The organism is Actinoplanes sp. SE50/110 (genome assembly GCF_900119315.1).
Taxonomy (GTDB): domain Bacteria; phylum Actinomycetota; class Actinomycetes; order Mycobacteriales; family Micromonosporaceae; genus Actinoplanes.
The window spans coordinates 6391763-6417819 of the sequence record NZ_LT827010.1; the positions used below are offsets into that span (position 1 = coordinate 6391763).

Genomic DNA, 26057 nt, shown 5'->3' on the forward strand with positions numbered 1-26057 from the left:
CGCTGAATGTAGGCGCGGGCTGTGCATCGCGACGAGGGCCCGGACGGCCGTATGCGGACCCGTCGAGCTGGCATGGTCCCAGACGCCAGTGGCGTCGCGCACTAGACCAACGTCTAAGTCTCCCACCGGAGACCAACCTAAGAACGGGCCGTCCGGCGGAGATGCCGCGAGTTCGGCGGTGGAGCCGAATCCAACGACCCGGAACATCGTTGCCAAAATCGCCAGACACACGGCAGCTCCGGCCCCGGCTGCGACTCGGCGCCGTCCGCGTAGTCGGGCCGCTCGCCTCATGACCTGGTTCTCATAGCCCTCGACCGGTAGCACCGGCTCGGCCAGATCTACCAGGCCGTCACGCAACTCCGTCGTGTCATGCATAATTCCGCACCTTTTGATCAGTAACCGCTTCCGCTGCAACCCACTGCTTGCGCAGAGCCTGCAGACCCCTCGAGCAAAGACTCTTGACCGTTCCCACCGAACATCCCAGGGCGCTGGCGGTGTCCTGCTCAGATAGGTCCTCGTAATAGCGCAGCACAACGGCCGCTCGTTGCCGTGCTGGCAGCCCATCCAGCGCCCGGCGGAGCAAGTCCCGCTGTTCCACAGTCACGTATTCGTCGCGCGCCGCAGTATCCATCAGCCGGCCTAAGGGCTGCTCCCACCAGGAACGTCGCCGCCTAGAGCTCACGAAGGTGTTGACAAGAACACGCTGAACGTAGTTGTCGATGCTTTCCGCCCGTTGCAGCCTGGACCAGGCCACAACGGTCTTCGCCAACGTCGTCTGAACCAGATCCTCGGCCTTGCCGCGGTCGCCGCACAGTAGGAACGCGGTCCGGAGCAGCGATCCGTAACGCGCTCGCACGAAGGCTGTCACCTCGCTATCCTCGCGATCGCGCATCAGCCCCCCACATCATCAGCCCCCACGCCATCAGCCCCAAATCCACGACTACTACCTACGCTTTGGAGCTCCGGGAAGGTTGCCGCAACTCCGGAAATTTCTACTTTCGATCTTCCGATGCGCCACCAACGAACCTAGTGCGCTGCTACTCAGCAGGGGACCAGCTGCTCCCGTGTGGTGCTCGCGAAGGGCGCTCGCCGACCACCCGAAAGCCGTCGAACAGAGGGCCGCCGCGTACGAGAGTTGGACCTACCGTTGGGGACCGGCGTCTCGCGAAAATCCGGGTAGCCCAGCTATACGCCCGCGACCTCGAGGCGGCCATCGGCCTGCTGCTCACCGCACCCGAAGCCCAGCCCCTGCTGCCACCCGAGCGCGCACCACATGCCGACGACCTCATCGCCCACCAGCAGCTCACCGCCCGACTCACCACCTACCTGGCCCACCGGCGGGGCATCCGAGTCACCCTGTGGACCACGCTGGTCGTCGTACCGACCATCGCCTTGGCCCTGATCCTGCTGCTGCGTTGACGCGTCCGGCTCCGAGACCGGCCATGTGCCCTGGTGGAGTGCCCCGACTGCTGATCTTTCCCAGTTGCCCTGCCCTGCGGTCTGCTGCTGCCTTATAGCCCGCGAGGCATTGCAGGCTCCTGCCGCGAAGGCACCACGGCTATTCGCCGTCGGTCTTGAGATAGCCGTGGTAAGGCTGGCTCGGGCGCCGGAAGCAGGCGCCGGAGACGCGGCTTGCGATGGTACGGACGTGCCGGAACCCGAGGCCTACGTAGTAGGCGTGTAGGCGGGGGTTGGTGGTCCAGGCGTCGAATCGGAGCCAGGTGAGTCCGGCGTCCCAGGCGCGCCCGGCTGCCCAGTCGAGCATCTCGCTGCCAAGGCGCGATCCTGACCGGTTCAGCGGCGCCATCATCTTGGCGGCGTAGAGCGCGTCGGCCGGATCGTCTTCGGGATACCAGAGTGCCTCGGGGTCACGGTCGGGTTTCCAGAGCGAGTCGACGTCCACGTAGGCGGTGAGGGTGATGGTGGCAGCCGGGTCGTGGTCGTCCCAGACCATCCAGGTCTGGCCGGCGGAGACGGTCGCGGCGATGGCTGAGCGTGGCAGCGGGATGGGGCAGCGCCGCCGGGCGCTGCGTGGTCGACGCTGCCATCGTCATCTCCTTCTTTCCGGCTGGTGGCGGAACTTAGGGCGCCGTTCGTCCCGACGGTCACATAAAGTCTCGCGTCGTGGATGTGGCAGATTTCTGGCGCTTCGTGGAACGGTCGGCCGACGCCGAATCTGATCCAAACCGGCGAGCGCTTTGGCTGGAAGATCGGCTGAGCCGCATCGCCCTCACTCACGTCGTCGACTTCCAGATCCACCTGGATGCCGCTCGGCGCCCTATCGACACCTACGACATGTGGGCCGCCGCAAACCAGATCATGGACGGCCTGTGCAGCGGCGACAGCTTCTGGTACTTCCAAACCTGGCTCATCGGTCAAGGCCGGCGCTGGTGGCAGCACGCTGCCCGACACCCGGACAACCTGGTCGAGCTCCCCGCTATGCAGGCACTCGCTGGCAGCCAGCCCGGAGAATGGGAAGACGCCGCGTGGCCCCATTGGGAGCAGTTGGCATGCGTTGCTTCCAACGCTTACGACCGCGTCACCGGGGAGGAGGAAGGCATCGACGACGCCCTGCTCGACCGCGGCCACATCCGCCCCTTCGACCCTCGACCGGATGGCGTGCCGTGGGATTCCGACAGCCTGGCCGCGATCAGCCAGCGCCTGCCGCGGCTCAGCCGCGTGTTCCCACGCCGACGCTACACCAAGCCGTGACCCAGCCATACGGCGTCGTTCCAGAGCGTGAATGCACCTTCCGGCCTGAACGCGGCGCTGCCGTTTGAGCCGTACGCCGAGGCCAGCCTAGCCAAGTGGCTCGAAGGCTCGCTGCCGCCCCACCACTCCGGTCTAGTACTCCAGCAGGAGATCCGTTCTGAGCTGCTGTGATGGTGTGGTTTTGTCCGTGGACAGCAAGCAGCCACCGCCAAGTCTTGAAGGTTGTGTGGACCCAAGATGCGGCGGTGGCTGCCGCCTACAGAGTAGACGCTCAACGATGGTCTGAGCTGTTCAGCGAGCTGATGAACACGATCGAGGCACGTTTCGCCCGACCCGAACCCCGGCGCCGGGTCCGTGACTTCGTTGCCGGGCTGCTCGCACCGTTGCCGACGAAGAACTGCTGGACGATTGCCGAGCACGCCGGCGACGACGGTCCGGGCGGGATGCAGGATCTGATCAGCCGTGCCAGTTGGGACGACGCCCTGGTGCGGGCCGATGTGCGCGACTTCGTGGCGGCCCGTCTCGGGCACCCGGACGGGGTGCTGCTGGTCGACGAGACCGGCGATCTTAAGAAAGGCACCCACACTGTCGGCGTGCAACGGCAATACTCCGGAACCGCCGGGAAGATCGAGAACTGCCAGCTCGCGGTGCACCTGTCATACGCTTCCCCACTCGGGCACAGCCTGGTCGACGTTGCTCTCTACCTGCCGAAATCCTGGATCGACGACCCTCAGCGACGGGCAGAGGCAGGGGTTCCTGGCGCCGTCACGTTCGCTACGAAACCGGAGCTGGCACGCCGCTTGATCGAGACCGCAGTAGCTGGCGGGCTGCCATGCCGGTGGGTCGCCGGCGACGAAGCTTACGGCGGTGACCCGCAGCTGGCCACCGCACTACGCCGGCATCAGCTCGGCTACGTCCTCGCGGTCGCCTGCTCACACCGAGCACCGACCGGCCTCGGCGTCCAGCGGGCCGACCAGATCGCCGCCGGACTACCGAAACACGCATGGCAGCGGATATCGGCCGGCAACGGCGCGAAAGGCCACCGCTACTACGACTGGGCTTTCATCACCCTGCCGCACGCAGCTGACCAGCACCAAGGCCATCACCGGCTACTGATTCGCCGCAACCGGACCACCGGTGAACTGGCGTTCTACCGCTGCTGGTCACCGCAACTCGTCGCGCTGCACCACCTGGTCGCCGTCGCCGGAAGACGCTGGAGCATTGAGGAGTCGTTCCAAGCAACCAAAAGCGGACTCGGACTGGATCAGCACCAGCACCGCCGCTGGAAAGCCTGGCACCGCTGGACCACCCTGGTCATCGCCGCCCACGCATTTCTCGCCGCCGCGACCACGGCCAGCACCACGAGCCCGGACGGCCTGATCGTGATCACCGTCAACGAACTCCGCCGGCTGTTCCACGCTCTGGTCATCGAACCCGGCAGACGCGTCGTCGACGTCATTGCCTGGTCAATCTATCGCCGCCGTCATCAAGCCGCCGCCAGGACCAGCCACTACGCCCGCCAAGCACTCACGGAACCCTGAAACGGATCTCCTGCTGGAGTACTAGTACTGTAGTGTTCTCATTAGTTTGGTTCCGTGTTCATCGATGCGCCGATAAGGACCGAGTCGGTTCGGGTGCCCTTGTTGGTTCCCGCCCCTTTTCAGAGTCCGAGCGGGCCATATGTATGTCCGGTGCAATCGCCGTCGGCTACACCTCGGCGGGACTAAGTTTCCTGACGATCGGCTATCATGTGGCGCAATGGGATCGACATACCAGACATTACTGGTCGCCGCTGATTTCGACGCGACCGTGGATGCGCTGTGCGACGCCGGGGTCGTCGGAGTCGTAGTGCCGCTGGCCGAGCATCGGGTGGCGGTACTGCCCAAGGAGAGTGAGTGGGACCAAGCTCCCGTCCGCTCGATCGGCGAGGGGCTAAGCGTAAGCCTGAGCTGTCCGGCATTGGCCATGTCGGTCTTCGATTCCGATCTCCTCTGCTGCTACGTGATTCGCGACGGCGGAATCGTCCACACATACATCAACGACGTGGAGATGACGGTCGAGTGGGTCCCGGAAGAAGACGGCCAGTTTCACCCAATGATCGATGGTGTCGTCCACTCGGTCGACTTCAAAATCCCCAAGGGCCCTGCCGGCGATGATCCGGCCGCTTTCGCCTCGTTCGCGGTCGGTGTGCCCGATTTAAACGCGATCGCCGCTGCCCTGCGTAACGAGGGCACCTCCGCGCACGTGATGGCCGAGGTTCAGCACGAGGAGCTCCTTGCGGCGCTCGGCCTGCCCTCAAGGGCCCTGACCACGGCATATCGACACTGCGAACCAGCCGTCTTCCCGGACGCTATCGTCTTGGAGCTGGAGTAGCCCGGCGGCACAAAGCTCTCAGAGGCATCGTGCTGGCTAGGCCCAAATGAAAGTCTTGGCCTATCTAGGAACACGTTGCTTTGAGGCCGGCGGTGACGGCGGCGAGGTCGGATTTCACACCGTTGACGAAACGGGTGATGCCGGGCAGCTCTGCTTGTTCTGCGGTGTTGATCCAGTCGGCGAGGCGATGGCCGTGCCGGTGGGTCATGATCTCGCCGAAGGAAGCGGACGAGGTCTGCAGCGGTGCGTAGTTCCGGACAGCGATCGAGGACGGTCTGCAGCCGGCTGATGTCGTGCTCGGTGATGGTGTCGGGGTGCCGGCAGATCCAGCCGGTGATCTGGCGAGGTGACAGTGGCCGGGACGCCTTTCGTAGGTCCGGCCGCTTAATCCGGTGCTGTTCGATGAAGGCCCTGACAATGCCGTAACCGCCGCTGAAGCCCTGGGCGACGACCTCACGATGCAGAAGCTTGGCTTTGAGGCAGCCGCTGTCGATCCGACTGATCAGGTAGGGCTTGAACGGGTCTAGCAGGCTCGGCCGCTGTTTCTGGGTGGTCACGAGTTCCTGCCAGGTCGCGGCGTGGGCGTAGCGGGAGACCGTGTTGTGGCTCCAGCCCAGATGACGCGCGATCTGCCGGAACCCAGCACCCTGGGCGACCAGCCCATGAACGAGGGCGTGGTGCGTCTTGCGACGTTGTGCCATCGCTCCCGTCGGTCGCGGCGTAGAGCGCGAGTTTGAACAGGGCCCGGGCGGTGTCGTGCTGTCCGGCGGCTACCGTCGAACGAGCGGACGACGACGTGATGCCGGCAGGGGAGCATCGATGACCGACGCGGTGCAGCGCGGCAGATTCGCCGCACCGGTACGCCGCGGCGAGGCCGTGGACCGGGCCGCGGGCCCGGGCGCGGTCGACATTCACGCCTTGCTGACCCATCTGCACGACCACGGGTTCGACCTGTCCCCGCAGGTGCTCGAGGTCAGCGACGACGGTGCCCGCGAGACCCTGTCGTTCTTGCCCGGCGACACCGGCTACCCGCCGCTTGCCGCCGCGCTGCGCTTGGAGCAGGCGCTGACCGGCGTGGCGGGGGCGGTCCCGGCGGCTGCACGACGCGACGCAGGGCTTCGTGGCTCCGGAGCCGGGCCGGTGGAGCGGCCACGACTACGCCGGCCCGGTCGAGCCTGACTGTATCGGGCACTTCGACCTGGCACCGTGGAACATCGTCTTCGACGGCGAGCAGGTCACCGGCATCATCGACTGGGACTTCGCCGCTCCCACGAGCCGCGCCTGGGACCTGGCCTATGCGGCCCACCAGTTCGTCCCGTTCCATCCCACCGAGGCTCTGGCCGCCTGGGGCTGGGACAGCGAACCCGACCGGGCCGGCCGGCTGCGCCTGTTCACGCAAGCGTATGGGGCGCCGGTCACCGCCGCCGAACTCGTCGACCTGGCTGCGATGCGGCTGCTGAGTATCGGCGCGCACATCGAGGACCGCATCCGCGCCGACGACCCGGCCTTCGCCGTGCACCAGGCCGAGGACCACGGCAGCGGCTACCGCGCCGCGGCCGCCTGGATCCTCACCCACCGCGCCCAGCTGCTCGGCTGAAACAGCCACCGTCTTCGACGGCACCCACCCGCCTCGCGCAGCCACTGCTGGGGCGGTGCGCGCCGGCATCTGCGGAAGCATCCTCATCGACGCCCACCACGACCGGCCAGAAACCTGGCCCACCCCGGCCTAGCCGAACCTCGCCGCCGCCGCCCAACTCCTGTCACCCGCATGACAACCCGGCGCGGCCAAGACCGACGGCAGGGATACGGCCCCGGCCCACGCTCCAGGGCCGCCCGGGGAAAAGGCAACCCAATAACCGATGCCTGACCCCACCGCAACAACCTTGAAGTAGCCCCGGGCAGTGAATGCCCTCACCGCCCGGCTAATGTGCCACAGCAAACTGCGCTTAATTCGCATTGACGCGGCCGCTGGTCACTCTCATAATGAGTGAGAGCGGCCGGTGATCGGACGCTCGTCCAGGAAAAGTATTTGCCTCACCAGGACGTCAACCCTACGGTTGAGTCCATCAGCCCGACACCCAAAGGGAGCATCCCGATGTACCGCTGGCACGCCGAAGCGAACCCGCAGCCCCTGCTGCCGGGTACGGCTGCCTGCGCCTCCGGGGCGCACCAAGAGCAGACCCACATCAGCAAGCCCACCGGGAGGCGCACCTAGCGCCCGCCGAAGCGCCCTTCGCGCCGAAGCCGCCCCCCGGACCGGGAAGGCGGCTTTTCTGTTTCACCGACAATTCCTTATAGGGGTGTGGCGCAATTCGGTAGCGCAGCGGCCTCCAAATCCGAAGGTTGCAGGTTCAAATCCTGCCACCCCTGCTCAATTGTCCCCCGCAGGAATCTGCGGGAATGGACACGTCCCGGCATGGCCGGGGAGTTGAAAACTCCACAGCGTGAATGACATGAGAAAGTCCCCGCCGCCTGGCGCCACCACGGGCCTGCCGCCGGGACACCCCTCGACCAGTAACCACCTGGTCGACCAGTCCGTGCCGGACGCCCACCGGCGGCCGGCACGGACGGAGCCTTAGCTCAACAGGTAGAGCACCGGTCACCCCGACCGGTCGACGCGAGTTCGACCCTCGCAGGCTTCACGCACGGGAACGCCCGGCCGCCGTCACCACGACGGCCGGCGGGCCGTGGTGGCCGGATGGGTGACCCAGCACCCCCACGTCCGCGCACACCGGGCCAGGTAGCAGCTCTGCGGCTGGGACCCGCACCTGCCCTGGCTGGTCCCCGGGATCTTGGCATGGGCCTCTAGCTCAGTAGGTAGAGCACCGCCTCGGCATGGCGGGGGCCGCCGGTTCGACTCCGGCGAGGTCCACAAGGAAGGGATGCACCACACCCAACGCCGAACACCCCCGGGTATGGCCGCCCACCCAGCACTTGGACCCGTGGAGCAGCGGAACGCTCACGTCCCTCTCAAGGACGAGACGCCGGTTCGATCCCGGTCGGGTCTACGAGTATGCGACCAGCCCCGCGGGGGCGGATCGGCCGGCGTCTGCCGGGCGGGTTTCGATTCCTGCAAGATCGCATACCGCGCGGATGTAGCTCAGCAGGTAGAGCACCAGGTTTCCACCCTGGGTTGTCGCCGGTTCGAAACCGGCCGTCCGCTCAAGGTGCCGAGGCACGGGCCGGCCAGACGCCGCCTGCCGGCGGCCGCGTTGCGCAGCGCAGCCAACCCGGCGGCCCGGGAATTGCTCCCCGGGCGGAGGCGGAAGTAGCCGCCCCTGGGACCTCGGCACCCTAAGCACCTTCCGGGTTGGGCTGCTGGCAGGCTCGACGGGGTTTTGGCCCCCGGCACAGACGCAGGTTCGATTCCTGCACCCGGAGCGAGGGGCTCGCTAGGACGGCGCGGTCGGCGGGCGGTAGCTCCCCCACCGGCGAAGACGGTCAACAGGGCCCGCGAGCTACGTGGCCCTACCCCCGCAAGGGGCGGCGCGAGCGCCACAGCCGGGCAGACCCCGCAAAACGATCGCCCTGGTAGTCCAACCGGCAGGAGACGGCGCCCTCAAAAGGCGCGCAGTGCGGGTTCGAGTCCCGCCCGGGGCACGCCGCCGTAGCTCACCTGGTAGAGCGCGGTCCTGGTACGACCGAGGCAGCCGGTTCGATTCCGGCCGGTGGCTCTCATGCGGACGTGGCGCAGCGGTAGCGCATCACCTTGCCAAGGTGAGGGTCGCGGGTTCGAGTCCCGTCGTCCGCTCTCAACATCAATATCGCGAAGGGAGGTGACCCGGGTGTCGGACGTCCTGGTCCTGAACGCCGACATGGAACCGCTGACCCGGGTCAGCCTCCGCCACGCCGTTAAGATGCTCGTCCGCCAGGTCGCCGAGATCCACGACCACGTCCCCGACCGGGCGATCGGCATCTGGCCTGTACCCACCGTCGTCCGGCTCGTCCGCTGGGTCTACGCCCGGTGGCGGCACACCGACGGCCCGGCCTGGTCCCGGCGTGGGGTCCTGGCCCGCGACCACCGCCGCTGCGGCTACTGCCGGCAGTCGGCCACCACGGTCGACCACATCGTCCCGCGCTCGCAGGGCGGCCAGAACACGTGGCTCAACACGATCGCCGCGTGCTACGCCTGCAACCAGCGCAAGGCCGACCGGACCCCGCGGCAGGCGGGGATGGTCCTGCGGTTCGAGCCCCGCACGCCCACGTGGGTGTCGGCCGTTCGCGCATGACCCCCAGCCGGCCGCCACCGCGGCGGCCGGCTCGATCCGAGATGGTGCAACTGGCAGCACGTCCGCCTCTGGAGCGGAAGGTTGGAGGTTCGAGTCCTCCTCTCGGAGCGCAGCAGGTAGTTCAAGGCGCGCTCGCGCCGTGGGGAGCTGGTGCACCAGCTAGAACGCCGGGTCTCGGGCCCGGAGATGCAGGTTCCCAGTCCTGCTCTGTGGCCCATGTCCTCGTAGCCCAACCGGCAGAGGCCCGACGTTGAGGACGTCGCCAGTGCGGGTTCAACTCCCGCCGAGGACACCGTGCCGACGTAGCTCACCTGGCAGAGCGCGCCGCTCGTAACGGCGAGGTACCCGGTTCAAGCCCGGGCGTCGGCTCCATGCCCGCGTAGCCCAATTGGCAGGAGGCACCGCGTTCAGGGCGCGGACAGTGCGCGTTCGAATCGCGCCGCGGGTACGCAAGGGGTTGTAGCTCAATTGGTAGAGCGCCCGGCCCGCAACCGGGAGGTTGGGAGTTCGAGTCTCCTCTTCTCCACCACACTGGCCCGACGTTGGGGCTGGTCACTATGCCGATGTAGCTCAGTGGTAGAGCACCCGCCTGTCGAGCGGGTCGCCGAGGGTTCGATTCCCTTCATCGGCGCTCATGGAGTCGTGGCCGAGTGGCCGAAGGCGCTGCCCTGCTAAGGCAGATCGGGGAAACCCGACGAGGGTTCAAATCCCTCCGACTCCGCCAACCTGGTGTAGCTCAGTCGGTGAGAGCGCAGAGCTGATAACTCTGAGGTCCGCGGTTCGATCCCGTGCACCAGGACGCGAGACGGATGGCCAGGCAATCGCGTCACCCGGGGAGGGTGCCGAGGAACGTCCGGGCTCCACAGGGCAGGGCGGTTGCTAACGGCAACCCGGCGAGAGCCGCGAGCCAGTGCAACAGAGAGCAGACCGCCGCTCGGGCTCCGGCCCGGGCGGTAAGGATGAAACGGTGCGGCAAGAGCGCACCAGCGGTCCCGGTGACGGGCCGGCTATGTAAACCTCGCCCCGGACAAGTCCAAACGCGCGCGGCCGGCCCGGCCGATGCGCGCGGGTAGGACGCTAGATCCGGCCGGTGACGGCCGGACGAGATGGATGGTCGCCACCGCGGGCGTCAGCTCGCGGGACAGAACCCGGCGTATCGGTTCTCCTCACTCGCACAACGCCCGCGTAGCTCAGCGGAAAGAGCGCCGGCCTACGAAGCCGGGACATGCGCAGGTTCGAATCCTGCAGCGGGCACGGCACGGAACGGGATATGGGGCAGCCTGGTAGCGGGCCGGCTCGGGAGAGCAGGGGTTTCGCGGGCTCGATTCCCGCCATCCCGACTCATCTGGGTGCGCCGCTAGCTGAGTGGTTTAGCACCCGCCTCTTAAGCGGGAGACCTCGGTTCGATCCCGAGGCGGCGTACGTACGCAGTACGGGCCTTCGTAGCTCACCTGGACAGAGCGCTCGCCTTCTAAGCGAGATGCAGCAGGTTCAACTCCTGCCGAGGGCACGCACCATCACGCCGTTGGCGCCCGACTGGACGGGCACCGGACTTTTAATCCGGACTGAGGTGGGTTCAAGTCCTCCCGGCGGCACTGCGGAGTAGGGGAGCTCGGTCGTCCCCGCGGGACCCATAACCCCGAGACCGGCGGTTCAAATCCGCCCTCCGCCACGTCCGACTAGCTCAGCCCGGTAGAGCACCCGCCCGACACGCGGGAGGTTTCGCTGGTTCAAATCCAGCGTCGGACACAGAGCCGTCGACTAACTGGCAAGGTCGCCGGGTTTTCACCCCGGAAGGTGCCGGTTCGAATCCGGTCGGCTCTACTCATTCCCTCGTCGCCCAACAGGCAGGGCAGCGCACTGTTAATGCGTACTGGTGTCAGTTCGAATCTGACCGAGGGAGCTCCGACCATGACGGGCGATCCTCACGCCGACGTGGTCGGATTGGGAGGGGCCGGCCTGGCTTCGGAACCACGACTGGAAATCGTGGGCGCGGCGACGCGCCGAGGGTTCAAATCCCTCTCCCTCCGCCACCCCCGCATAGCTCAGCGGAATGAGCGCTCCGTTCACACCGGAGAGGTTCCCTGGTTCGATCCCAGGTGCGGGGACTGCGGTCGTAGCTCAACGGTAGAGCGCCGGGTTGTGGCCCCGAAGGTAGCGGTTCAACTCCGCTCGATCGCCCCGCGGGAGCGCCGACGACAAGGAGAGTCGGGCCTGCCTGTAAAGCAGGCGCATCGCCTGAGTGGGTTCGAATCCCACCTCCCGCACGCACACCTTGCCTTTGTAGCTAAGGGGACAGAGCGCCGGATGCCGAGTCCGGAGGCCGGAGGTTCGATTCCTCTCGGGGGCGCACATGATGGCCTTGGTAGGTCCCGGGTGGGGCCGCCCGCCTGCAAAGCGGGTTACCTCACGCGGTCCGGTTCGAGTCCGGCCTTGGCCTCGATTCGTGTCATTCACGCTGTGGATCAGTGCCACTGCCTATCGGACGCCGGATGAGACGCGCATCGGAACCACGTGGTCAGTTTTTAGGCGGAGCCGAAAAAAATCGCCTGCCCCTCGGAGACGCTGCAGCCCCGGAACCCACGGACTCCGGGGCTGCAGCGCGCGACGGTTCGACTGGCTGCCTTGTCGGACAGGCTGGCCAGGCTACTTGGTCGCGTACCGGGCCGATGGCCTCGACGATGTCCCGGTCCGGTGCCGCGTGCACCCGGGCGGGGTGAGTCGCGCGCATCTGATGCACCGGTTCGCATCCGGATCAACGTCAGCCGTCTGCGCCCGACATCGGTTGCCTCAGGGCCGTCTGCCGTGGCCGGACCGCCGCCCAGTAGGCGATCGCGCACAGCGCCGCGCCCGAGATGCCGACCCAGAACAGGTCTGCGACGGTCACGGCGAGGACCACCCCAAGGGCGATGCCAGCGACCAAAGCCAGGCTGGTCCCGGCCACGGCCACCCCGCGTCGGCGGTCGGCGTGCACCCGGGCGGCGAACGGTTCAGTAGGCAGACCGCTCACCTCGTGCCGGGTCGCCGTGATCTCGGCGAGGGTCGCTACGGCACGCGACAGCGCAAGGGCGCCTGTGTAGGCCGTCGGCGCTCCGAGCAGGATGCCCGAGGTTACGGTGAAAAGGTTCATGGTCGCTTTCTGTGGGGAATCGGTCAGCGCGGTGGATATGAAGTGTCTCGCATGCCCTCGATGTCGGAGGCGGTCGCGTTTTCCCATGTGACATCGTGATCGTATCGGGGCAGTTCAATCGCCCTGTCCTTGTGTCTTTGGATGCGCAGCGCGATGCCAAAGATGACCAACGCCCCGCCGATCAACACGGCAGCGGTGATCCACACGGCGCCGAAGTTGGGTACCGGGCCGTCGCCAGCGTGAAGCAGGATCTGCACGACGCCGATGAGCGCGCACAGTCCTGCCCCGGCGATCAGAGTCTGAACGAGGATTGCCTCCGCGGTGACCGCGTCGACTGCCCACCAGACGATGCCGGTGTAGGCCAGTAGCAGTATGACCACGATGATCCCGTAGATCGTCACTCCTCCTCGCTTCGGGACTTGCTCGGGGCGACGTACTCATGTCCGGCCGCCCTGATTGCAGGATCGTCGGCGCGGCGGCTGGTGATCCTGGGCAGGGGCGGCAACGGGACCGGGTTGCCGGAACCCCTGGTCCTCACCGCGGGTCCTCATCGTCGGCGGGTGCCGGGTTGCGCAGGGCCTGCAGCTGCTGGTGGATCTGGCTGCGGATGTCATGCCAGCGCAGACGAAGCGGTCCGCGATGGGTGCTGATCGTCTGGTAGAGCGGGCTGGTCTCCGGGTGTCTGGAGATCCGGGCCACCATGGTTCCGCTGGCAAGCGGGTGATCCCATCGCCCGGTGGCACAGCGCACCAGGGCGGCATAGAGCATCCGGGGGTTGCCGCCGTCATAACCCCAGGTGTAGCGGGGCTCGTGCCCGGGGTTGGGCAGCAGGTCGGTACGCAATCCGCCGGCGTCGGGGTCCGGGGTGAGGGCGACCACGAGGGCGGGACCGGTGCCGGGGTCGTCGGCGGCGATGCGGGTGTCGTCGGTCCATCCGTCGGGCAGCCCGGTGGGCCATTCGATGGCCAGGTGGCGGCGGGTATCGCTGGTGGTGGTGCCGATCTCGGCGGTGAGCCGGCCGTCGGGCGCCCGGTAGAGGCTGACGACCTCACCAGCGTGCTCAGCGAGGGCGTCGCGGTGCAGTCCGGCGGTCAACCGCACGCCGGTGAGTAGGCGGGCGAGTTGGCGGGAGGGATTCGTGATCAGCGCGCCGCTGCTCCGGGTCGAGCGCGGTCAGACCGGCGGAGATCATCCGTGCGGCCCGGGGACATGCTGCTCAACCCTGAGGCCAGCGTCGCCTCCATCGCCATGGTTGAACTGATCAGCGGGCGCGGCCCGGGTGGGCGATCCCCGGCGCGGGTGGCTCCGCGAGGGCTACACCCCGTCCTCGGCCTCGTCGCGTCGATGGGCCTTCATCCAGGCCTCGACATCTTCGGTCAGCCAGACTTTTCCCTGCGCCAGGTCGGCGACCTCTTTCGGGAAGTCCGCACGGCTGGTGATCTGGTAGGCGCGCTGGCGGCTCACGCCACCCAACCGAATCCTGATTTCGTGTGCGCCCATGAGCCGGATGACCTTCGCTGCCATACCCGCGACTATAGGTTGTCGACTAGGACATGTCACGAAGCTAGATGTCGTCTGTTCCCGTCTTCTGCCCAGCGCTACTGGGGTTGTCGGTGGCGCGACCGCCGGTTCATCCGGCGGTACACCAGTCCGACCACGATGCGGCATCCACCAGGGCCTCTGCGGGAACGTCGAGGTTAATCCAGCCAACCGCGACCTTCGTACCGATCCATGTCGACGATCTTGACCTACCGAGACATCCGACCGCTACGACTCTCGCCGGCGGTGGTCGTTGGGCGCGTAGTTGGACCAGGTAGCACCCGCTGCTCCGGCCAGGCGAGCGGTGGTGACCTGGTGGGGGCCGAGCGCGGTGGCGACGATGGGTGCGGGCAGGTCGAGGAAATGCTGACGATTACAGCGATGTGCCCGGCGGTGGTCAGGTTGCTGTCACTGACAGACGCCGAGTTCGTGGATCAGCGGCGACAGGGTGCGGGGCGTAGTCCGCCCCGGGGCGCTCAGTAGAGCCAGAGAACGATAAAGATCGCTAGGGCCGTTTCGCTGGACTAAGACCGCCGACCAGATCGTCGCCAAGGCCGTACGCGACTAGTCAGAACGCTTGGCCGGCAACGCCGCTGTAGCCGCTCAACCCATACTTCTGGGCCAAATCGAAGATGCTGTCAAGCCGGTCGAGCATGCGCACCGGCAAGGTGAGCAGAACGTACTTTGCGCTGTCTTCGGGCACGTCGAGCAGATCGTCTTCGGTCGGCTCGAGCACGTTGACCAGGTCCGGCCACCGTGACAGCAACTCTCCACGAAACCACGCTACGTCCGAGTGCGGCTCAAGCCGCTCGGTGATCCCGTCGGCCAATCCATCGAAGATGTCACCAGGATCGCCCTCGGCGATCTTCCAGAACGCCACGTCACTACTCACGACGACGATGCTAACCGTCAAACGAAATCAGACACGCGACACTAGCGCCTCGAAATGTCCAGCTCGCGTCGCTGTTGCGTGTCGCTCACTGACATTGCGCTGTCGCCTGTCCCGCGCTTCCCCGCGCCGTGCTATTGAGCGTTCCGGCGGAGTGTCCCCAGGCCGTCCGGCTCGGACTATCGGACTCGGACTCCGGTCAGCCGTCGAAGTAGTCGTGAATCTGGAGGGCGAGGTTTCCGCCAGCCAGCTTGGCGTATCGGTCGCTGTGCTGGGTGAGGACTTCGGTGTTCCAATCCAGAGCGATCCAGGCTGCCGATGCTAGATCAGCGGTGCCGAGCAGGCTGATGGTGCTCGACAACATTTCCCAATCCTCGGGGTCGTCCGAGATCAAGACCGTTGTGGGATGGTCGAGCAGCAGGTACAGCCATTCGCGGTCTGTGGTGATCTGGGACGCTGCGGCAAGCAGGCAAGTCAGCGGGATAACGACCTTGCCGCCTTCGGCATCGATTTCTGCCAGCAGCTCTCCGACGGCAGCAGATCCGCGTACCCAGGCAGCGATCGCCGAGGTGTCCAGGACCAGGCTGACGACCGGTGTTTCGGACTCGGTCACGTGGCGGGCAAACCGGACCGCAGTTGCTCGAGCGCGGCCTTGCGGGCATCCGGCTCGCGGCGCTGCGCTGCCGCTTCGAGGGTGCGGCGGGCCCTGGCCAGCCCAGCCGGAGGGACCGGCCGGCCGTGCGCGGCCATGTCCTCGGCGAGGGTGGCACGGGTGTCGGGCTGCGTCATGCCGCCCATCGTACGGGTGTTCGCCGCCCGATCCCATCACCGTGGGGGCGAAACTATCGCCCTCCGCCCGCCCAGGCTTTCACCGGTCGATCATCGGGGTGTTCGGTGGTCAAGGTCCGCGGCGACCCGCCTCTGCAACGTAGGACACTACGTGTGAGGATTTTCGGGTCCAGCCGCAGCCTCGGCGGCGTTGAGGCCTTGAAGTAGTAGCCAGTACATTCCGTATCGTCGGTCAAATCCTGAGGCAGTGGCGTACGCGTCGATTCTGCTCGAGGTCTCCGCGTCCGGCTGGAAGAAGATCGGGTCACCGTCGGGCGAAGGCTGGCTGCCCGGCGGCATCGGCGGGGGTGTACCGAAGTAGTGCTCGACGACGTTTTGCAGGTTGCGGCTCCGTAGCCAGGTCGCAGCCATCTCATCGTTGTAGAACCAGCGGTTGATCTTGGGCTCGCCCGGTGGCTGTTGAAAGAAGTGCTCACACACCCAACGGCCGCATGCGGTCCGGAGCAGGTATTCCGTATTGATGATCTCGTAGGCGTTGTCGCCGGTCGTGCCGATACCAGCACGGCTGCTGCCGACCGGTGTGGGCAGCCGGTCGAAGCGGAGCACCCGGTCGTAGTCGAAGGATCCGAGTATCGGCGGGTCTTCGTCCCAGGGATCGTCGCTGTCGTAGACGTTGACCCACGTAGCCACGTTTTCTCCAGGAGGCCGCATTCCTCTATCGCGGACAGATACACGGATGGACCGGGAATCTCGCCTGTCAAGCGAACAAGTTGCTCGCCATCCTGCCTTACCAACCGACGATAAGTGAGCGATTGGAGCGGAGTGCGGACGGAAGCATGTGACAGCATGCCCGCCGGGGACGGTCTCTTCCAGACCCGAACGCCCTCTCATACCGCTGACCGCGTACGCCGGCCGAGACTGCACGATCATCACGCCGGGCTCAGCCGATGACAGATCGCTGAAGAAGGGTTCGGAGGCGACCCGCGCTGGCACTACGCTCTGCCGATGCGCTATCTCACCCGGCAGTTCGCGATCGGCGCCCTGCGCCGAGGCAACGGCATCGAACAGTTCCTCGGCGGTGTCCAGATCGAGGACGAGCCCGCCATCCGGTGGGTAGAGATTAGCCCCATGAACAGGCAATACCGGGTCTCACTTCACACCGTGCAAGACCTTGATGACGACCGAGTAGGCGACCTGCCCAACCTCATCTCGCTCGACCCGGCCGAAGAGGAGTATGTCGGCGAAGGCCGGGAGTTGGGCGTCACCGACGACGGGGCCGAAGCGATGTCGCTCGCCGAGCGCCTCACCGACGCCCGCCCCGACCGCTGGGTCAACCACGCTGTAGCCGGCGAGGAATACATGGACTACGTCCGAAGCCGACGAGGCCCTACCCAAGCGCCATAGCCAGCAAGGTCAATCACGGAGTTCGCGCCAGAGCCCGGAACTCGCGTACAAAACCAACTGTGGGTGGCTGGCTTCTCGCCTTGCGTGAAGCTCGAATGCAGAGGTCATCCGGCGAACGTTCCGCTGCTGAGCAGTTCCGGTACGAGGGTGCGCAGCCAGGTGTAGGTGCTCGGCGCGAGGTCCTCGGGGTATTCGGCTTCTCGGGCGCGCATCAGCTCGCCGACCAGGGTGCGCAGCTCGGCCATGTTGTTCTCGGCGTGCTCGATGCGCATCAGGTCCTGCCAGGGGCCGTCGTCACCGCGGTCTGGGTCGGCGGCCCAGGCTTGCTGGACGGTCCACCGGGCGTTGGTGTAGTCGCCGATGTCCAGGTAGAGCTGCGCCAGCCGGTGGGCGGTGTCGACCACGGCGGACACGATGTGCCCGGGGTACAGGTCTGACTCGGGCAGCCACGCGTACGGGTTGCGGGCGCCGACCGCGTATGCCCGGTCGGCGCCGTCGAACGGAACTCCTCGCACGAGTTCCAGGGCGGCCCGCAGGTACTTGATGCCGGCGGCGCCCTGGCTTTCGCCGCGGGCGCGGGCGCGGCGGAATAGGTGCCAGTCCAGCAGGTAGCCGGGGGTGAGCCGGTACAGCCGGTCGGGGCCCATGTCGGGTAGCCACAGCTCGCCGGTCGGGGTGTCCCCGAGCCAGCGGCGGACCCGGGCGATCGCGACCCGGCGGGAGGACGGCGAGATCTGCTGGTCGGGCCACAGCGCGTCGCTCATCTGGTCGCCGGTGATCCCGCGGGTGCCCCGGCCGGCCAGCAACACGACGATTTCGGCGTAGAAGCGGCGGCGGTCGGGTTCGGTGCCCGGCGCGGTGACGGCGACCGGCCCGAGGATGCTGATCAGCGGGCGGGTCGGGTCCTGGTTGTGCCAGGCCCGCAGGTCGGCGTCGAGGTCACCGTCGACTGGTGGACGCTGCTGCCGGGGAATCGTCGGCGGCTCGTGGCGGGCCGGCTGCCGGGTGTCGACCAGGACGATACTGGTGATCGGATCGTCGACGGCTGTGCCGGGCTCGGTCAGCGAGTCGGCCGGTTGCTCCGGCTCGGGCTGCGGGGGTGCCGGGTCGACGGCTGGCGTCGGCGGGGTGGGACTGGGCTCGGCGGCGAACAGGTGGTGCGGCAGGAGGCTGCCGGCCGCGTCGGTGCCCTGCGCCCACGGCTCGGGTTCGGGGGCGGCCGGCACTGGTTCGTCGCTGGTCGACCGGGCCTGCGTCATGATGTCGGCGAGGGGTGCGAGCTCGGTGCGGGGCAGGGCAGCTGCCCGGATCGTCGCGGCCAGGAACGGGGCGCCGCCGTCGGCGAGGGTGATCTGCAAGACCCCATTATCGAGCAGGGTCAGGACGTGTCCGTTGTCGGTGGCGGCGCCGAGCGTGGTGGTTGCGACCACGCTGGCGACTGAGCACCGGCCGAGCGTGGTGAGTTGCTGGCCGAGTTCGTCGAGTTCGGTGCGGTCGTGCTCGCTGGGGTCGGCGGCGACCAGGACGTGCGGAGCCCAGGCCTCACCAATGTCGGTCAGCCGCCCAGTCAGGGTGTCAGCAACGCCGGCGGCGTGCAGCGCCGTGGTGACCGCCGCGCAGCGGCGGCGCAGCCGGCTGGTGGCGGTAGGGACCGCGGTGCTGGCCTGGATCCGGTCGGGGTTGAGGGCGGCGAGGAGTTCGGCCTCATCGGGCTCGAATCCGGCGATGATGATTTCGGCGTCGTCGGACCATTGGTTGCACGCCAGTTCGGTGATCAGGTAGCGCAGCAGCGCCGCGGTGTTGTCGCTGGCGCCGACGATGGTGAGTTGGCCGAGGCGTTCCAGGTCGAGCAGCAGGTGCTGGCCGGGTTGGGAGCCGATGGTGACCAGGGTGGGCAGCGGGGCTAGGAGGTCGTCTGGTTCGCCGGGGTCGGCGTCTGCGGGCAGCGTCCATGCGGTGCCGTCGGCGATCCAGGGTGCCGGCGGGTTCGGGCACGGCCGGGTCAGGATGAGGCTGACGACGGGTTTGGTGAGCGGGTGCCCGGCGCCGGGGCCGGTGGTGATCCACGCTCCGGCGATGTCCGGCAGTTCGTGCTCGGGGCGGCCGGTGAGGCCGGTGGCGAGGCTGCGCAGGGCGGCGTCGAGTCGGTCGACGTCAGCGGGTTGTTCGGCGGCACGCATGGCCCGTTCGGTCGTGCCGTCGGCGGGGTGCGGCAGCCGGCGGCCGGTGCGGCGGTGCTGGCGCTGGGTACGGCGACGCCGGTAGAGGCCGGTCAGCAGTAGTGCGGTCAGGATGCCGGCGCCAGCCAGGCTGGCGCCGGTGACGATCTGGGAACTGTCGACGGACTCGTCCGTGCCGGCGGCGGGTGCCTGGTCCGGCCTGGTGGGGGCCTGCTCGGCGGAGGGCGTTGATGCGGACAGTGTAGGACTGGTGTGGTGACCGGCCGTTGTGCTGGCCGCTGGCGGTGTCGCCGGGGCGGTGGAAGGACGGCCAGTAGCGGAGGTGCTGGTGGTAGGTGTTGCGGTGCGGGTGGTGCCTGCCCCGCTGGTATCCGAGGGCGCGGTTGCAGGTTGCGATGCCGTGCCGGACTGCGGGACCGCGGGACGAGACGGGGCGGGTGCGCTGCTGGGCGGCGTAGCGGGGGTGGGTGTGTGTTCGGGATGGCCGGGCTGCACGACGCTGCCGTGGGCGTGTTCGCGGGCGCCGCGGTCGTGGGCGCCGGCGGGCAGGGTGATTCGCCAGTTGCCCTCGATGTGGTCCGGGAATCGGTGGTCGCGGTGCTCCAGCCGGGGGTTGGCCCGGGCGATCTCGGGATAGCGGTCGGCGTTGCCCAGGAACCGCGCGGCGATTGCGGACAGCTGGTCACCGTGGGCGACCCGGTAGACCAGCGGCGCGGTCTGCGGGCGGGCTGTGGCAGCGTGGTGCGCCGTTGGCGTGGACGTAGTCAGCGGGCTGCTGCCCGGCTGGTCGGCCACCGCTGTGGTGGTCGCAGCCGTGCTGGTGGTGGTGAGGGGGGCGGCGTAGGCGGGGCCGCTGGCGGCGACCGCCGGGGAAGCGACCAGCAGGCCGATTGCGGACAGCAGGCCGGCGGCGACCTTCTGCGCGCCGGTGAACGCGGGCAGCCTCGGAGTCCGCACACCCCGCAGCCGGGCGACGCTTTCCACGAGCAGCGGGATGGTGAACCACGCCCACGCGGCCCAGCCGGCCACGGTCAGCGCCTGCAGGAACAGGGTGCCGTCATCGGGGCGTAGCAGCGCATCGCTGAACTGGCCGAGCGCCGGTAGGTGGTCGGGCAGCGGGTTGCCGCCGAGCCAGACCAGCGCGGCCGGGGCCCCGGCAATGATCGCCAGGAGCAGCAGCAGCGCCCCGACGCCGGTGATGATCTGCCGGGTGCGGCGCAACGCGCGAGATGCCATGAGGGGTGTCCTCTCGTCAGCCGGTGAGCAGCTGCGCGCTGCCGTGACCGTCCACGGGCAACCGGCCGTAGCCGAGGATCCCGAGGAAGATCGTGTCGTAGTGGTCGGTGACGACCACGGTGATCTGCTGCCGGTCGGCGGAGATGGTGACGGTGCCGCTGACCCCGGCGGCGCTCAGGTACTGCTCGCCGGCGGTGATGGCCTGCTGCGGGTCGACGACGGTCTCTCCGGTCGCGGCGGCCCGGTTCAGGTCGACGGCTTGGCCGGCGGCCCGGGCGGCTTCGGCGGCGATGTCGTCGGCGTGCTGCAGGGTGCGCATCCGGCCGCCGCCGTCGACGGCCAGGCCGATCGCGGCGAGGATCCCGAACGCGGCGACGGCCACGAACAGGCCGATGGTGCCGTCGTCACGGCGAATCTGGTGCCACCAGCCGGTCATGACCGGGCCCGGTAGGCGTCGATGACAGAAACGAAGCTGCTGGTGATGCGCTTGCTGCCGGGCATGCCGGGCACGGTGACGTCAGAGAACCGCACGACGCAGCTGATGGTGACGCGCACGGTGCCGACGCGTCCGGCAGGGACAGAAAAGCCGGACGTGTCGACCACGACGCTCGGGTTGCAGCTCAGGCCTTGCCGGGCCAGGCTGGCGCGGGCGGTGCGCAGCGCGGCCGCGCTGGCCGCGCTGCTGTTACGGGTCAGGCTGGCGGCACGGGCCGCGTCGTGCGCGGCGCCTTCGATCGAGCCGCCGGCGACTTCGACACGCATCCCGATGACGGCCAGGGCGAGCAGCGCCATCAAGGGCATGGCGAGAATGACCAGTTCCACGGAGGCGGAGCCGTCGTCACGGCACCAGCGGGGTGCAGGCTGGCGGCGGGTCATCGGACAAATCTTTCGACGGGCCCGGTCGCGGTCTGCGAGACCCGGAACCGCAGGCCAGGGACCAGGGACAGGCTGCTGCCGGTGACGGTCACCGAGGCTTGGGTGGCGGTGCGGGTGACGCTGACCCGGGCGCCGGTCAGCGAGTCGCCGCCGGCCCGGGTGATGAAGTCTTGCGCGCGGGCGGTGCCCGCCGCGGCGCTGCTGTTGTAGCCGCGGGCCGCGGTGAGGCCTTCCTGCGCGGCGGTCAGCGCGATCGACCGTGCGTACGACCACATGGCCACCTGCAGGCTCAGAAACAGCAGCAGTAGCGCCGTCGGGATGATGACCACCATCTCGAGGGACGCGGCGCCGTCGTCGCGGGCCGCCGCGGACCACCACGATCGGCGGCGGTTCGCGGCGGCCTCGCAGCTCAGGTGATGTTGCCGATCCGGCCCTGGACCGCCGCGGTGATCGCGGCGGCGACCAGCAGGGCCGCCGCCAGCACGCAGACGGTCAGGACGACCTGTTCGACCGACAGCGCCCCGTCGTCGCGGCGCGACTCCGCGGCGCGGGCCTTCACCCAGGTCAGGGCGTAAACAGCGAGTTCTGACATGGACAACTCCTTGACGGGTGGGACGGGGACTGTTCATGCGAGCAGCCGGATCAAGAACGGATAGCCGACGAGAACGAACAGGACCATGACCATCAGGCTGCCCGTGCCGTAGAGCAGGGTGGTGCCGGTGTTGGCCCGGTCGTGGTCCTTGGTCTGCAGCGCGATCCGCAGCGACTGGGCGCGGCTGATCAGCGTCTGCGACACCTGGGCGCCTTCGTTGCCCGACAGACGCATGATGTCGCCGACGTCGCCGAGTGCGGGCACCCCTATCTCGTCGGCGACCTGGCTGAGCCCGTCCCACGGCGGGATGCCGGCGATTCGGGCCGCCGCCAGGGTTTCCCGGATGCGGACGAACACCCAGGAGGTGCCGACCTGCGCCGCCCGCTCGAGGGATTCGACCGGTCCGTGCGCGGCGGAGCGTTCCAGCGCAACCAGGCTCAGGTAGACCGCGACCGCCCGGACGAACTGCTCCCGGGCTTCTTCGGCTTGCTGCTTGATGGCGATGTCGACCAGCAGAAAGAACAGGGCGGCCAGCAGCAGGGACCCGGCTACCGGCACGACGACGGGCAGGTGCAGGCCCATGGTGTCGACCGCGACGGTCACCACGGGCACGAACAGCAGCCCGACGACCGGCAGCCCCACCTTCTCCAGCACATAGCGCTCGGTGCTTTTGCCCAGCAGCCGCAGCTCCCGGGTCGGGATGCGCAGGCGCGGGCCGATCCGGGTGGTCAGCCACCGGGCAATCGGGCTGTCCTTCTCGCCGGCGGCCGGCATCGGTGTGGCATACAGCCGTTGCAGGGCCAGGTCGAGGCGAGGCGCGGCGGGCACGGCGCCGCGCAGCAGCAGATAGACGCCGGCGCCGAAGAGCACGCCGAACACCGCGGCGATGGTGACGCTCATCGGCTCTCCTGCGTGCTCAGCAGCCGCGGCGCCTTGCGGGTGGTGCTCAGCTTGCGGATCCAGATGAGCAGGGCGAGGAACACTCCGGTGCAGACCGCGATGACGGCCTGCCCCATCAAGGTGGCGTAGGGGCGGATGTAGGTCGGGTTGGTCACCAGCAGCACGTAGGTGCCGATGCCCAGACAGGTCATGATCTTGGTGGTCAGCCGCGGGTCGGCGCGGCTGGCCCACACCTCGCGCCGCACGGTGATCTCCCGGGCCACGCTGGCGGTCAGCTCGTCGAGGATGTCGGACAGCCGCTGCCCACGGTCGGTGGCGTGCAGCCGCAGCGCCACGATCACCTCGTCGCTGGTGGCATCGGACAGCCGGTCAGCGAGCCGGTCGAGAGCGGTCACGATGGTGACCCCGCCGCGCAGGTGCGCGGCGAGCAGCTGCAGATCCTCGGCGAGCGCCTGCGGCGCGTCGCGGGTGCTGACCAGGATCGCCTCGCCAAGTCCGAGCCCGGTGCGCACGACGTCGGACAGCCGCCGCGTCCAGCTCTCGAGGGCCTCCAGCTGCGCGATCGCGCGTTGCTCGCCGGCGCCGGCGCCGAACAACCATCGCACGCCGAGCACGATGAGCCCGGCGAGCAGCGCCAGCAGCGGAATCTTGACGAGCAGCCACACCAGTACGGTGATCGCGGCCGCCGCGACCAGGATGATCTGGCGGGTCAGTCGGTCACGGCGCGACAGGTTCGCGCCGCGCCAGTATCGGCGGGCCCGCTGGAGCCGGCCGTCCGGGCGGGCCGGAGCCGGCCGGGTCCCGACCGCACCGGCGACGATCAGCATGATCCCGGCCACGCCTGCGGCGGCCAGCAGGGCAAACATCAACGGTGGCATGGCCGGTCACCGTCCCCACGGCGTGCCAGCGGCGGCCGCGGTCTCGGGGAACAGGCGCTGCACATCGAAGCCGCCGTAGCTGAGGGCCTGCAGGATGTGGTCGTTGGGCCGCACTCCCGTCGGCATCGCCAGCCCGCCCGGTTCCTGGGCCCGGAACAGGTGGCTGCGGGCGACGCTGAGGCCGTTGTCGGCCAGCCCGTTGAGTTCGATCACGTCGGACACGTAGTGCCGGTCCGGCTGGCCGGGGCGCTTATCGACCCGCTGGAAGATCAACAGGTCGATGGCGCCGGTGATCTGCATGTAGGCGCCGGTCGGGGTCGGCGTCGCGCCGTAGCGCAGCAGCAGCTCCGCCAGCCGGGTCAGGGCGGCATCAGCGCTGCGGGCGTGGATGGTCGACAGGGTGCCCTGCGTGGTCGCGCCGGCGTCGAGCATCGACACGATCTCCGCGGCCCGGACCTCACCGACCACGACCCGCTGCATGTTCATCCGCAGCATCGCCGGAAACAGGTCCACCAGCCGCAGTTCACCTTCGGGCCGGCCCTGAGCGTCACGCTCACCGTGGCCCTGCCGTTCTTCGAACTCGACCGCCCACGGGTGCCGCTGCGGGTCCAGGGCCAGCTCCCGCTCGGTCTCCATGACCGCGAACCACTCCTCGCGGTCAATCTCGGACGCGAGCGCGCGCAGCAGGGTCGTCTTCCCGGAGCCGGCCAGCCCGGCGACGATCGTGTTGACCTTGCCGGCGACGATCGCCTTGAGAAAGTCGGCGAGCAGCGGGGTGATCGACCCGAGCTTGACCATGTCGTCGAGGGTGACCTTGGTGATGCGGTGCCGGCGGATGACCACGACCGGGCGTGGGGTGACGGCGATCGCGGCGACCATCCGGGAGCCGTCCGCCAGCCGCAGGTGCAGGATCGGCTGCGACGTCGACAGCGACCGCTCGGAGAGGCCGTCGCGGGCGGCGCGCCGCTGCAATAGCTCGAGGAGCTCGGCGTCGCTGCCCGCCGCGGTGAAAGTCTGCTCGTCGACGCGGCCGTCGGCGTATTCAACCCGTACCCGGTCATGGCCTGACACGTGAATGTTTTTGACCTGCGGGTCGTCGAGCAGCGGCTGCAGCCGGCCCAGCCCCAGCAGCTGGGCGGCGACCGCATCGGTCAGCGCATCCTCGTAGCCGAGCGGGATCTGGTCGCCGGCTTGGATCCGGTTGTCGATGTGTTCCCGCACGACCTCGCGCGTGGTTTCGATGGTCAGCTGCCGCTGGCTGTCCGGGCCGACCTGTCGGCCCCGCAGGTTGTCGCTGACGCGATCGCTGACCAGGGAGTGCAGAGCCAGGACCACCTCGTAGTCGAGCTCGACCGGCGGCCGGCGGCGGCCCTGAGCGGGAAGCGGCGGCGGCGGGGGCAACTGGGTCACGATCGACGGCAGCGACGGCAGGGTCCGCGCCGGCGCGGCCGGTGCCCCGGCACCGGGGCGCGGGCTCGGACGGCGCGGCTCCACCGGCCGGTACAGGTTCAAGGGCGGCCGGTCAGGCATAACTGTCCTCCCGGGAGGCACTCGGGGTGACCGGCGTCGGCGCGGCCGCGGCCCGTCGCTGCTCGATCAGCGTGCGCAGGCCAGCCGCGGCGGAGTTCGCGGCGCGCAGCAGGGTGGCGCTCGGCCGGGGGACGCCGGTGCCGTTGGTGAACATGCCGGCCGTCCTGCCGTCCTCGGGCAGCTCCGCCAGCAGCTCGACGCCGAGGTGTTTGGCGATCTCCGGGGCGTCGTAGTCGCCGGCGCCGGTGACCAGCAGCCGCAGCACGCCACCACCCTTGCCGACCTCGGCCTGCAACTGCGGCAACCGGGTGCGCGCAGCGGCGACCGCGGTCAGGGTCCGGCCGACGATCATCAGCGTGGCATCGGCATGCCGCAGCAGCGGCAGCGGCGCGTGCGGGGCGGGGACCCGTCCGCAGTCGGCGATCACGTCGACGGGCGGGTCGGAGCGCTCGAGGTCGCGTAGATACTGGCCGAGCTGGTCCCACAGCCGGCTCAGGCCGGCAGCCTGCCCCGGCTCGGTGGTGCCGGGCAGCAGCAGCCGGTACGGGGCGGTCTCGGTGAGCGACCGCAACTGCTGGGAGAAGGCGTCGTAGAGCCGGTTGTGGTAGTCGGCGACGCTGAGCTGCGCGATTCCCCGATCAGCGGGGACCTGCCCGCCGAGGTAGCCGGTCAGAACGCTGCCGCCCGACGCATCGCATTCGGCCAGCAGCACATCCCGCGGCCAGGTCAGGGTGAGGGCAAGGCTGGTGACGGTGGCGCCCGGCGATCCTTTGCCGGCGACCACGGCGATCAACGACACG

The 26057-nt window shown here is 68.5% G+C and carries 29 protein-coding genes, 29 tRNA genes and 1 other RNA gene; 39 read left to right on the forward strand and 20 right to left on the reverse strand.

Translation table 11 applies throughout. From position 1 onward, the window contains the following. Window positions 1-367 precede the first annotated feature (367 nt). Window positions 368-892 carry a SigE family RNA polymerase sigma factor gene (locus ACSP50_RS28750; protein ID WP_014692823.1) on the reverse strand — a complete coding sequence of 175 codons (525 nt, stop codon included), beginning with the start codon at window positions 890-892 and terminating at the stop codon, window positions 368-370. A 137-nt stretch (window positions 893-1029) separates the two neighbouring features. Here ACSP50_RS28750 and ACSP50_RS42415 point away from each other — a divergent pair, with 137 nt between their 5' ends. Next, the gene (locus ACSP50_RS42415; protein WP_155123652.1) at window positions 1030-1419 is read left to right on the forward strand and encodes a hypothetical protein; all 390 of its coding nucleotides are present in this window, start codon (window positions 1030-1032) and stop codon (window positions 1417-1419) included. Between the two features lie 139 nt (window positions 1420-1558). On the opposite strand, the gene ACSP50_RS28755 is transcribed toward ACSP50_RS42415, so the two are convergent. Next, a complete protein-coding gene (locus tag ACSP50_RS28755; protein WP_014692824.1) occupies window positions 1559-1954 on the reverse strand; it encodes an N-acetyltransferase GCN5 in 396 nt (131 codons plus the stop codon). Between the two features lie 170 nt (window positions 1955-2124). Here ACSP50_RS28755 and ACSP50_RS28760 point away from each other — a divergent pair, with 170 nt between their 5' ends. The 3 genes from ACSP50_RS28760 to ACSP50_RS28770 all read left to right on the forward strand — a co-directional run bounded on the left by ACSP50_RS28760 (window position 2125) and on the right by ACSP50_RS28770 (window position 5085). Continuing rightward, window positions 2125-2712: a DUF4240 domain-containing protein gene (locus ACSP50_RS28760; protein ID WP_014692825.1), complete on the forward strand. Its 588-nt coding sequence runs from the start codon at window positions 2125-2127 to the stop codon at window positions 2710-2712. 302 nt (window positions 2713-3014) lie between these two features. Further along, window positions 3015-4253: an IS701 family transposase gene (locus ACSP50_RS28765; RefSeq protein ID WP_014692826.1), complete on the forward strand. Its 1239-nt coding sequence runs from the start codon at window positions 3015-3017 to the stop codon at window positions 4251-4253. 217 nt (window positions 4254-4470) lie between these two features. Then, window positions 4471-5085 carry a hypothetical protein gene (locus tag ACSP50_RS28770; RefSeq protein WP_014692827.1) on the forward strand — a complete coding sequence of 205 codons (615 nt, stop codon included), beginning with the start codon at window positions 4471-4473 and terminating at the stop codon, window positions 5083-5085. A gap of 64 nt (window positions 5086-5149) precedes the next feature. Here the strand turns inward: ACSP50_RS28770 and ACSP50_RS42420 are convergent, their stop codons facing one another. Beyond that, on the reverse strand, window positions 5150-5293 hold the full coding sequence (locus ACSP50_RS42420; protein WP_155123653.1) for a hypothetical protein: 144 nt from the start codon (window positions 5291-5293) through the stop codon (window positions 5150-5152). A 184-nt stretch (window positions 5294-5477) separates the two neighbouring features. On the opposite strand from ACSP50_RS42420, the gene ACSP50_RS44690 reads away from it, so the two are divergent. The 34 genes from ACSP50_RS44690 (at window position 5478) to ACSP50_RS28935 (ending at window position 11664) form a co-directional block, all read left to right on the forward strand. Further along, entirely contained in the window at window positions 5478-5612 is a 135-nt protein-coding gene (locus tag ACSP50_RS44690; RefSeq protein WP_255344711.1) for a hypothetical protein, read from the forward strand. Between the two features lie 292 nt (window positions 5613-5904). Next, window positions 5905-6264, forward strand: coding sequence for a hypothetical protein (locus ACSP50_RS28775; RefSeq protein ID WP_014692829.1), 360 nt, complete (start codon window positions 5905-5907; stop codon window positions 6262-6264). Further along, a complete protein-coding gene (locus tag ACSP50_RS28780; protein ID WP_014692830.1) occupies window positions 6206-6682 on the forward strand; it encodes a phosphotransferase in 477 nt (158 codons plus the stop codon). The genes ACSP50_RS28775 and ACSP50_RS28780 overlap by 59 nt, the downstream gene beginning before the upstream one ends. Before the next feature lie 699 nt (window positions 6683-7381). After that, window positions 7382-7455 (forward strand) — tRNA-Trp (locus ACSP50_RS28785). A 199-nt stretch (window positions 7456-7654) separates the two neighbouring features. Further along, window positions 7655-7727, forward strand: a tRNA-Gly gene (locus ACSP50_RS28790). A gap of 157 nt (window positions 7728-7884) precedes the next feature. Next, window positions 7885-7957, forward strand: a tRNA-Ala gene (locus ACSP50_RS28795). Between the two features lie 64 nt (window positions 7958-8021). Then, window positions 8022-8093: transfer RNA gene (locus ACSP50_RS28800), tRNA-Glu, on the forward strand. An 81-nt stretch (window positions 8094-8174) separates the two neighbouring features. Further along, a tRNA-Gly gene (locus ACSP50_RS28805) sits at window positions 8175-8248 on the forward strand. A gap of 141 nt (window positions 8249-8389) precedes the next feature. Then, window positions 8390-8466: transfer RNA gene (locus ACSP50_RS42425), tRNA-Gln, on the forward strand. Window positions 8467-8610: 144 nt separating this feature from the next. Further along, window positions 8611-8685 (forward strand) — tRNA-Leu (locus tag ACSP50_RS28810). 1 nt (window position 8686) lies between these two features. After that, a tRNA-Thr gene (locus ACSP50_RS28815) sits at window positions 8687-8759 on the forward strand. Window positions 8760-8764: 5 nt separating this feature from the next. Next, window positions 8765-8836 (forward strand) — tRNA-Gly (locus ACSP50_RS28820). Between the two features lie 34 nt (window positions 8837-8870). Next, window positions 8871-9314, forward strand: coding sequence for an HNH endonuclease (locus tag ACSP50_RS28825; RefSeq protein WP_014692832.1), 444 nt, complete (start codon window positions 8871-8873; stop codon window positions 9312-9314). 35 nt (window positions 9315-9349) lie between these two features. Further along, window positions 9350-9422 (forward strand) — tRNA-Gln (locus ACSP50_RS28830). A 110-nt stretch (window positions 9423-9532) separates the two neighbouring features. Further along, window positions 9533-9606, forward strand: a tRNA-Leu gene (locus ACSP50_RS28835). 4 nt (window positions 9607-9610) lie between these two features. Continuing rightward, window positions 9611-9686: transfer RNA gene (locus ACSP50_RS28840), tRNA-Thr, on the forward strand. Between the two features lies 1 nt (window position 9687). Beyond that, a tRNA-Leu gene (locus tag ACSP50_RS28845) sits at window positions 9688-9762 on the forward strand. 5 nt (window positions 9763-9767) lie between these two features. Beyond that, a tRNA-Ala gene (locus ACSP50_RS28850) sits at window positions 9768-9843 on the forward strand. A gap of 30 nt (window positions 9844-9873) precedes the next feature. Beyond that, a tRNA-Asp gene (locus tag ACSP50_RS28855) sits at window positions 9874-9945 on the forward strand. A 5-nt stretch (window positions 9946-9950) separates the two neighbouring features. Continuing rightward, a tRNA-Ser gene (locus ACSP50_RS28860) sits at window positions 9951-10038 on the forward strand. Between the two features lies 1 nt (window position 10039). Next, window positions 10040-10113, forward strand: a tRNA-Ile gene (locus tag ACSP50_RS28865). A 6-nt stretch (window positions 10114-10119) separates the two neighbouring features. Beyond that, an RNA gene (rnpB, locus tag ACSP50_RS28870) (RNase P RNA component class A) lies at window positions 10120-10486 on the forward strand. Between the two features lie 7 nt (window positions 10487-10493). Further along, window positions 10494-10568: transfer RNA gene (locus ACSP50_RS28875), tRNA-Arg, on the forward strand. A gap of 97 nt (window positions 10569-10665) precedes the next feature. After that, a tRNA-Lys gene (locus ACSP50_RS28885) sits at window positions 10666-10736 on the forward strand. A 14-nt stretch (window positions 10737-10750) separates the two neighbouring features. Continuing rightward, a tRNA-Arg gene (locus tag ACSP50_RS28890) sits at window positions 10751-10824 on the forward strand. 11 nt (window positions 10825-10835) lie between these two features. Then, a tRNA-Lys gene (locus ACSP50_RS28895) sits at window positions 10836-10909 on the forward strand. Window position 10910: 1 nt separating this feature from the next. After that, window positions 10911-10986: transfer RNA gene (locus ACSP50_RS28900), tRNA-Met, on the forward strand. Window position 10987: 1 nt separating this feature from the next. Continuing rightward, window positions 10988-11063, forward strand: a tRNA-Val gene (locus ACSP50_RS28905). Window position 11064: 1 nt separating this feature from the next. Beyond that, window positions 11065-11138 (forward strand) — tRNA-Glu (locus ACSP50_RS28910). Between the two features lie 5 nt (window positions 11139-11143). Further along, a tRNA-Asn gene (locus ACSP50_RS28915) sits at window positions 11144-11217 on the forward strand. 44 nt (window positions 11218-11261) lie between these two features. Beyond that, window positions 11262-11347 (forward strand) — tRNA-Ser (locus ACSP50_RS28920). 1 nt (window position 11348) lies between these two features. Then, window positions 11349-11422 (forward strand) — tRNA-Val (locus ACSP50_RS28925). A 2-nt stretch (window positions 11423-11424) separates the two neighbouring features. After that, a tRNA-His gene (locus ACSP50_RS28930) sits at window positions 11425-11495 on the forward strand. A 96-nt stretch (window positions 11496-11591) separates the two neighbouring features. Continuing rightward, window positions 11592-11664: transfer RNA gene (locus tag ACSP50_RS28935), tRNA-Arg, on the forward strand. A 411-nt stretch (window positions 11665-12075) separates the two neighbouring features. Here ACSP50_RS28935 and ACSP50_RS28940 read toward each other — a convergent pair. From ACSP50_RS28940 to ACSP50_RS28975, 8 genes are all read right to left on the reverse strand, one after another. Continuing rightward, window positions 12076-12444, reverse strand: coding sequence for a hypothetical protein (locus ACSP50_RS28940; protein ID WP_014692834.1), 369 nt, complete (start codon window positions 12442-12444; stop codon window positions 12076-12078). A 23-nt stretch (window positions 12445-12467) separates the two neighbouring features. Continuing rightward, window positions 12468-12845: a hypothetical protein gene (locus ACSP50_RS28945; protein WP_014692835.1), complete on the reverse strand. Its 378-nt coding sequence runs from the start codon at window positions 12843-12845 to the stop codon at window positions 12468-12470. 133 nt (window positions 12846-12978) lie between these two features. Then, window positions 12979-13545: a hypothetical protein gene (locus tag ACSP50_RS28950; protein WP_014692836.1), complete on the reverse strand. Its 567-nt coding sequence runs from the start codon at window positions 13543-13545 to the stop codon at window positions 12979-12981. Window positions 13546-13758: 213 nt separating this feature from the next. After that, the gene (locus ACSP50_RS28955; RefSeq protein ID WP_014692837.1) at window positions 13759-13968 is read right to left on the reverse strand and encodes a hypothetical protein; all 210 of its coding nucleotides are present in this window, start codon (window positions 13966-13968) and stop codon (window positions 13759-13761) included. 583 nt (window positions 13969-14551) lie between these two features. After that, the gene (locus ACSP50_RS28960) at window positions 14552-14875 is read right to left on the reverse strand and encodes a hypothetical protein (RefSeq protein ID WP_099344186.1); all 324 of its coding nucleotides are present in this window, start codon (window positions 14873-14875) and stop codon (window positions 14552-14554) included. Window positions 14876-15071: 196 nt separating this feature from the next. After that, entirely contained in the window at window positions 15072-15485 is a 414-nt protein-coding gene (locus ACSP50_RS28965; RefSeq protein WP_014692839.1) for a hypothetical protein, read from the reverse strand. Next, window positions 15482-15661 carry a hypothetical protein gene (locus tag ACSP50_RS28970; RefSeq protein WP_155123654.1) on the reverse strand — a complete coding sequence of 60 codons (180 nt, stop codon included), beginning with the start codon at window positions 15659-15661 and terminating at the stop codon, window positions 15482-15484. The genes ACSP50_RS28965 and ACSP50_RS28970 overlap by 4 nt, the downstream gene beginning before the upstream one ends. Before the next feature lie 147 nt (window positions 15662-15808). Next, entirely contained in the window at window positions 15809-16351 is a 543-nt protein-coding gene (locus ACSP50_RS28975; RefSeq protein WP_014692841.1) for a hypothetical protein, read from the reverse strand. A gap of 315 nt (window positions 16352-16666) precedes the next feature. Here ACSP50_RS28975 and ACSP50_RS28980 point away from each other — a divergent pair, with 315 nt between their 5' ends. Further along, on the forward strand, window positions 16667-17065 hold the full coding sequence (locus ACSP50_RS28980) for a hypothetical protein (protein WP_014692842.1): 399 nt from the start codon (window positions 16667-16669) through the stop codon (window positions 17063-17065). Window positions 17066-17169: 104 nt separating this feature from the next. Here the strand turns inward: ACSP50_RS28980 and ACSP50_RS28985 are convergent, their stop codons facing one another. The 9 genes from ACSP50_RS28985 to ACSP50_RS29020 form a co-directional block, all read right to left on the reverse strand. Beyond that, on the reverse strand, window positions 17170-20481 hold the full coding sequence (locus ACSP50_RS28985; protein WP_014692843.1) for a hypothetical protein: 3312 nt from the start codon (window positions 20479-20481) through the stop codon (window positions 17170-17172). 16 nt (window positions 20482-20497) lie between these two features. After that, entirely contained in the window at window positions 20498-20917 is a 420-nt protein-coding gene (locus ACSP50_RS28990) for a hypothetical protein (RefSeq protein ID WP_014692844.1), read from the reverse strand. Further along, on the reverse strand, window positions 20914-21357 hold the full coding sequence (locus ACSP50_RS28995; RefSeq protein WP_014692845.1) for a hypothetical protein: 444 nt from the start codon (window positions 21355-21357) through the stop codon (window positions 20914-20916). The genes ACSP50_RS28990 and ACSP50_RS28995 overlap by 4 nt, the downstream gene beginning before the upstream one ends. Further along, window positions 21354-21689 (reverse strand): hypothetical protein, encoded by a 336-nt coding sequence (locus ACSP50_RS43555; protein ID WP_014692846.1) that lies wholly within the window; start codon window positions 21687-21689, stop codon window positions 21354-21356. The genes ACSP50_RS28995 and ACSP50_RS43555 overlap by 4 nt, the downstream gene beginning before the upstream one ends. Before the next feature lie 77 nt (window positions 21690-21766). After that, window positions 21767-21949: a hypothetical protein gene (locus ACSP50_RS43560; RefSeq protein ID WP_014692847.1), complete on the reverse strand. Its 183-nt coding sequence runs from the start codon at window positions 21947-21949 to the stop codon at window positions 21767-21769. 33 nt (window positions 21950-21982) lie between these two features. Further along, on the reverse strand, window positions 21983-22849 hold the full coding sequence (locus tag ACSP50_RS29005) for a type II secretion system F family protein (protein WP_014692848.1): 867 nt from the start codon (window positions 22847-22849) through the stop codon (window positions 21983-21985). Further along, window positions 22846-23727: a type II secretion system F family protein gene (locus ACSP50_RS29010; protein WP_014692849.1), complete on the reverse strand. Its 882-nt coding sequence runs from the start codon at window positions 23725-23727 to the stop codon at window positions 22846-22848. The genes ACSP50_RS29005 and ACSP50_RS29010 overlap by 4 nt, the downstream gene beginning before the upstream one ends. Window positions 23728-23733: 6 nt before the next feature. Beyond that, a complete protein-coding gene (locus tag ACSP50_RS29015; protein ID WP_014692850.1) occupies window positions 23734-25257 on the reverse strand; it encodes a CpaF family protein in 1524 nt (507 codons plus the stop codon). Beyond that, window positions 25250-26056, reverse strand: coding sequence for a hypothetical protein (locus tag ACSP50_RS29020; protein ID WP_014692851.1), 807 nt, complete (start codon window positions 26054-26056; stop codon window positions 25250-25252). The genes ACSP50_RS29015 and ACSP50_RS29020 overlap by 8 nt, the downstream gene beginning before the upstream one ends. Window position 26057 lies beyond the last annotated feature (1 nt).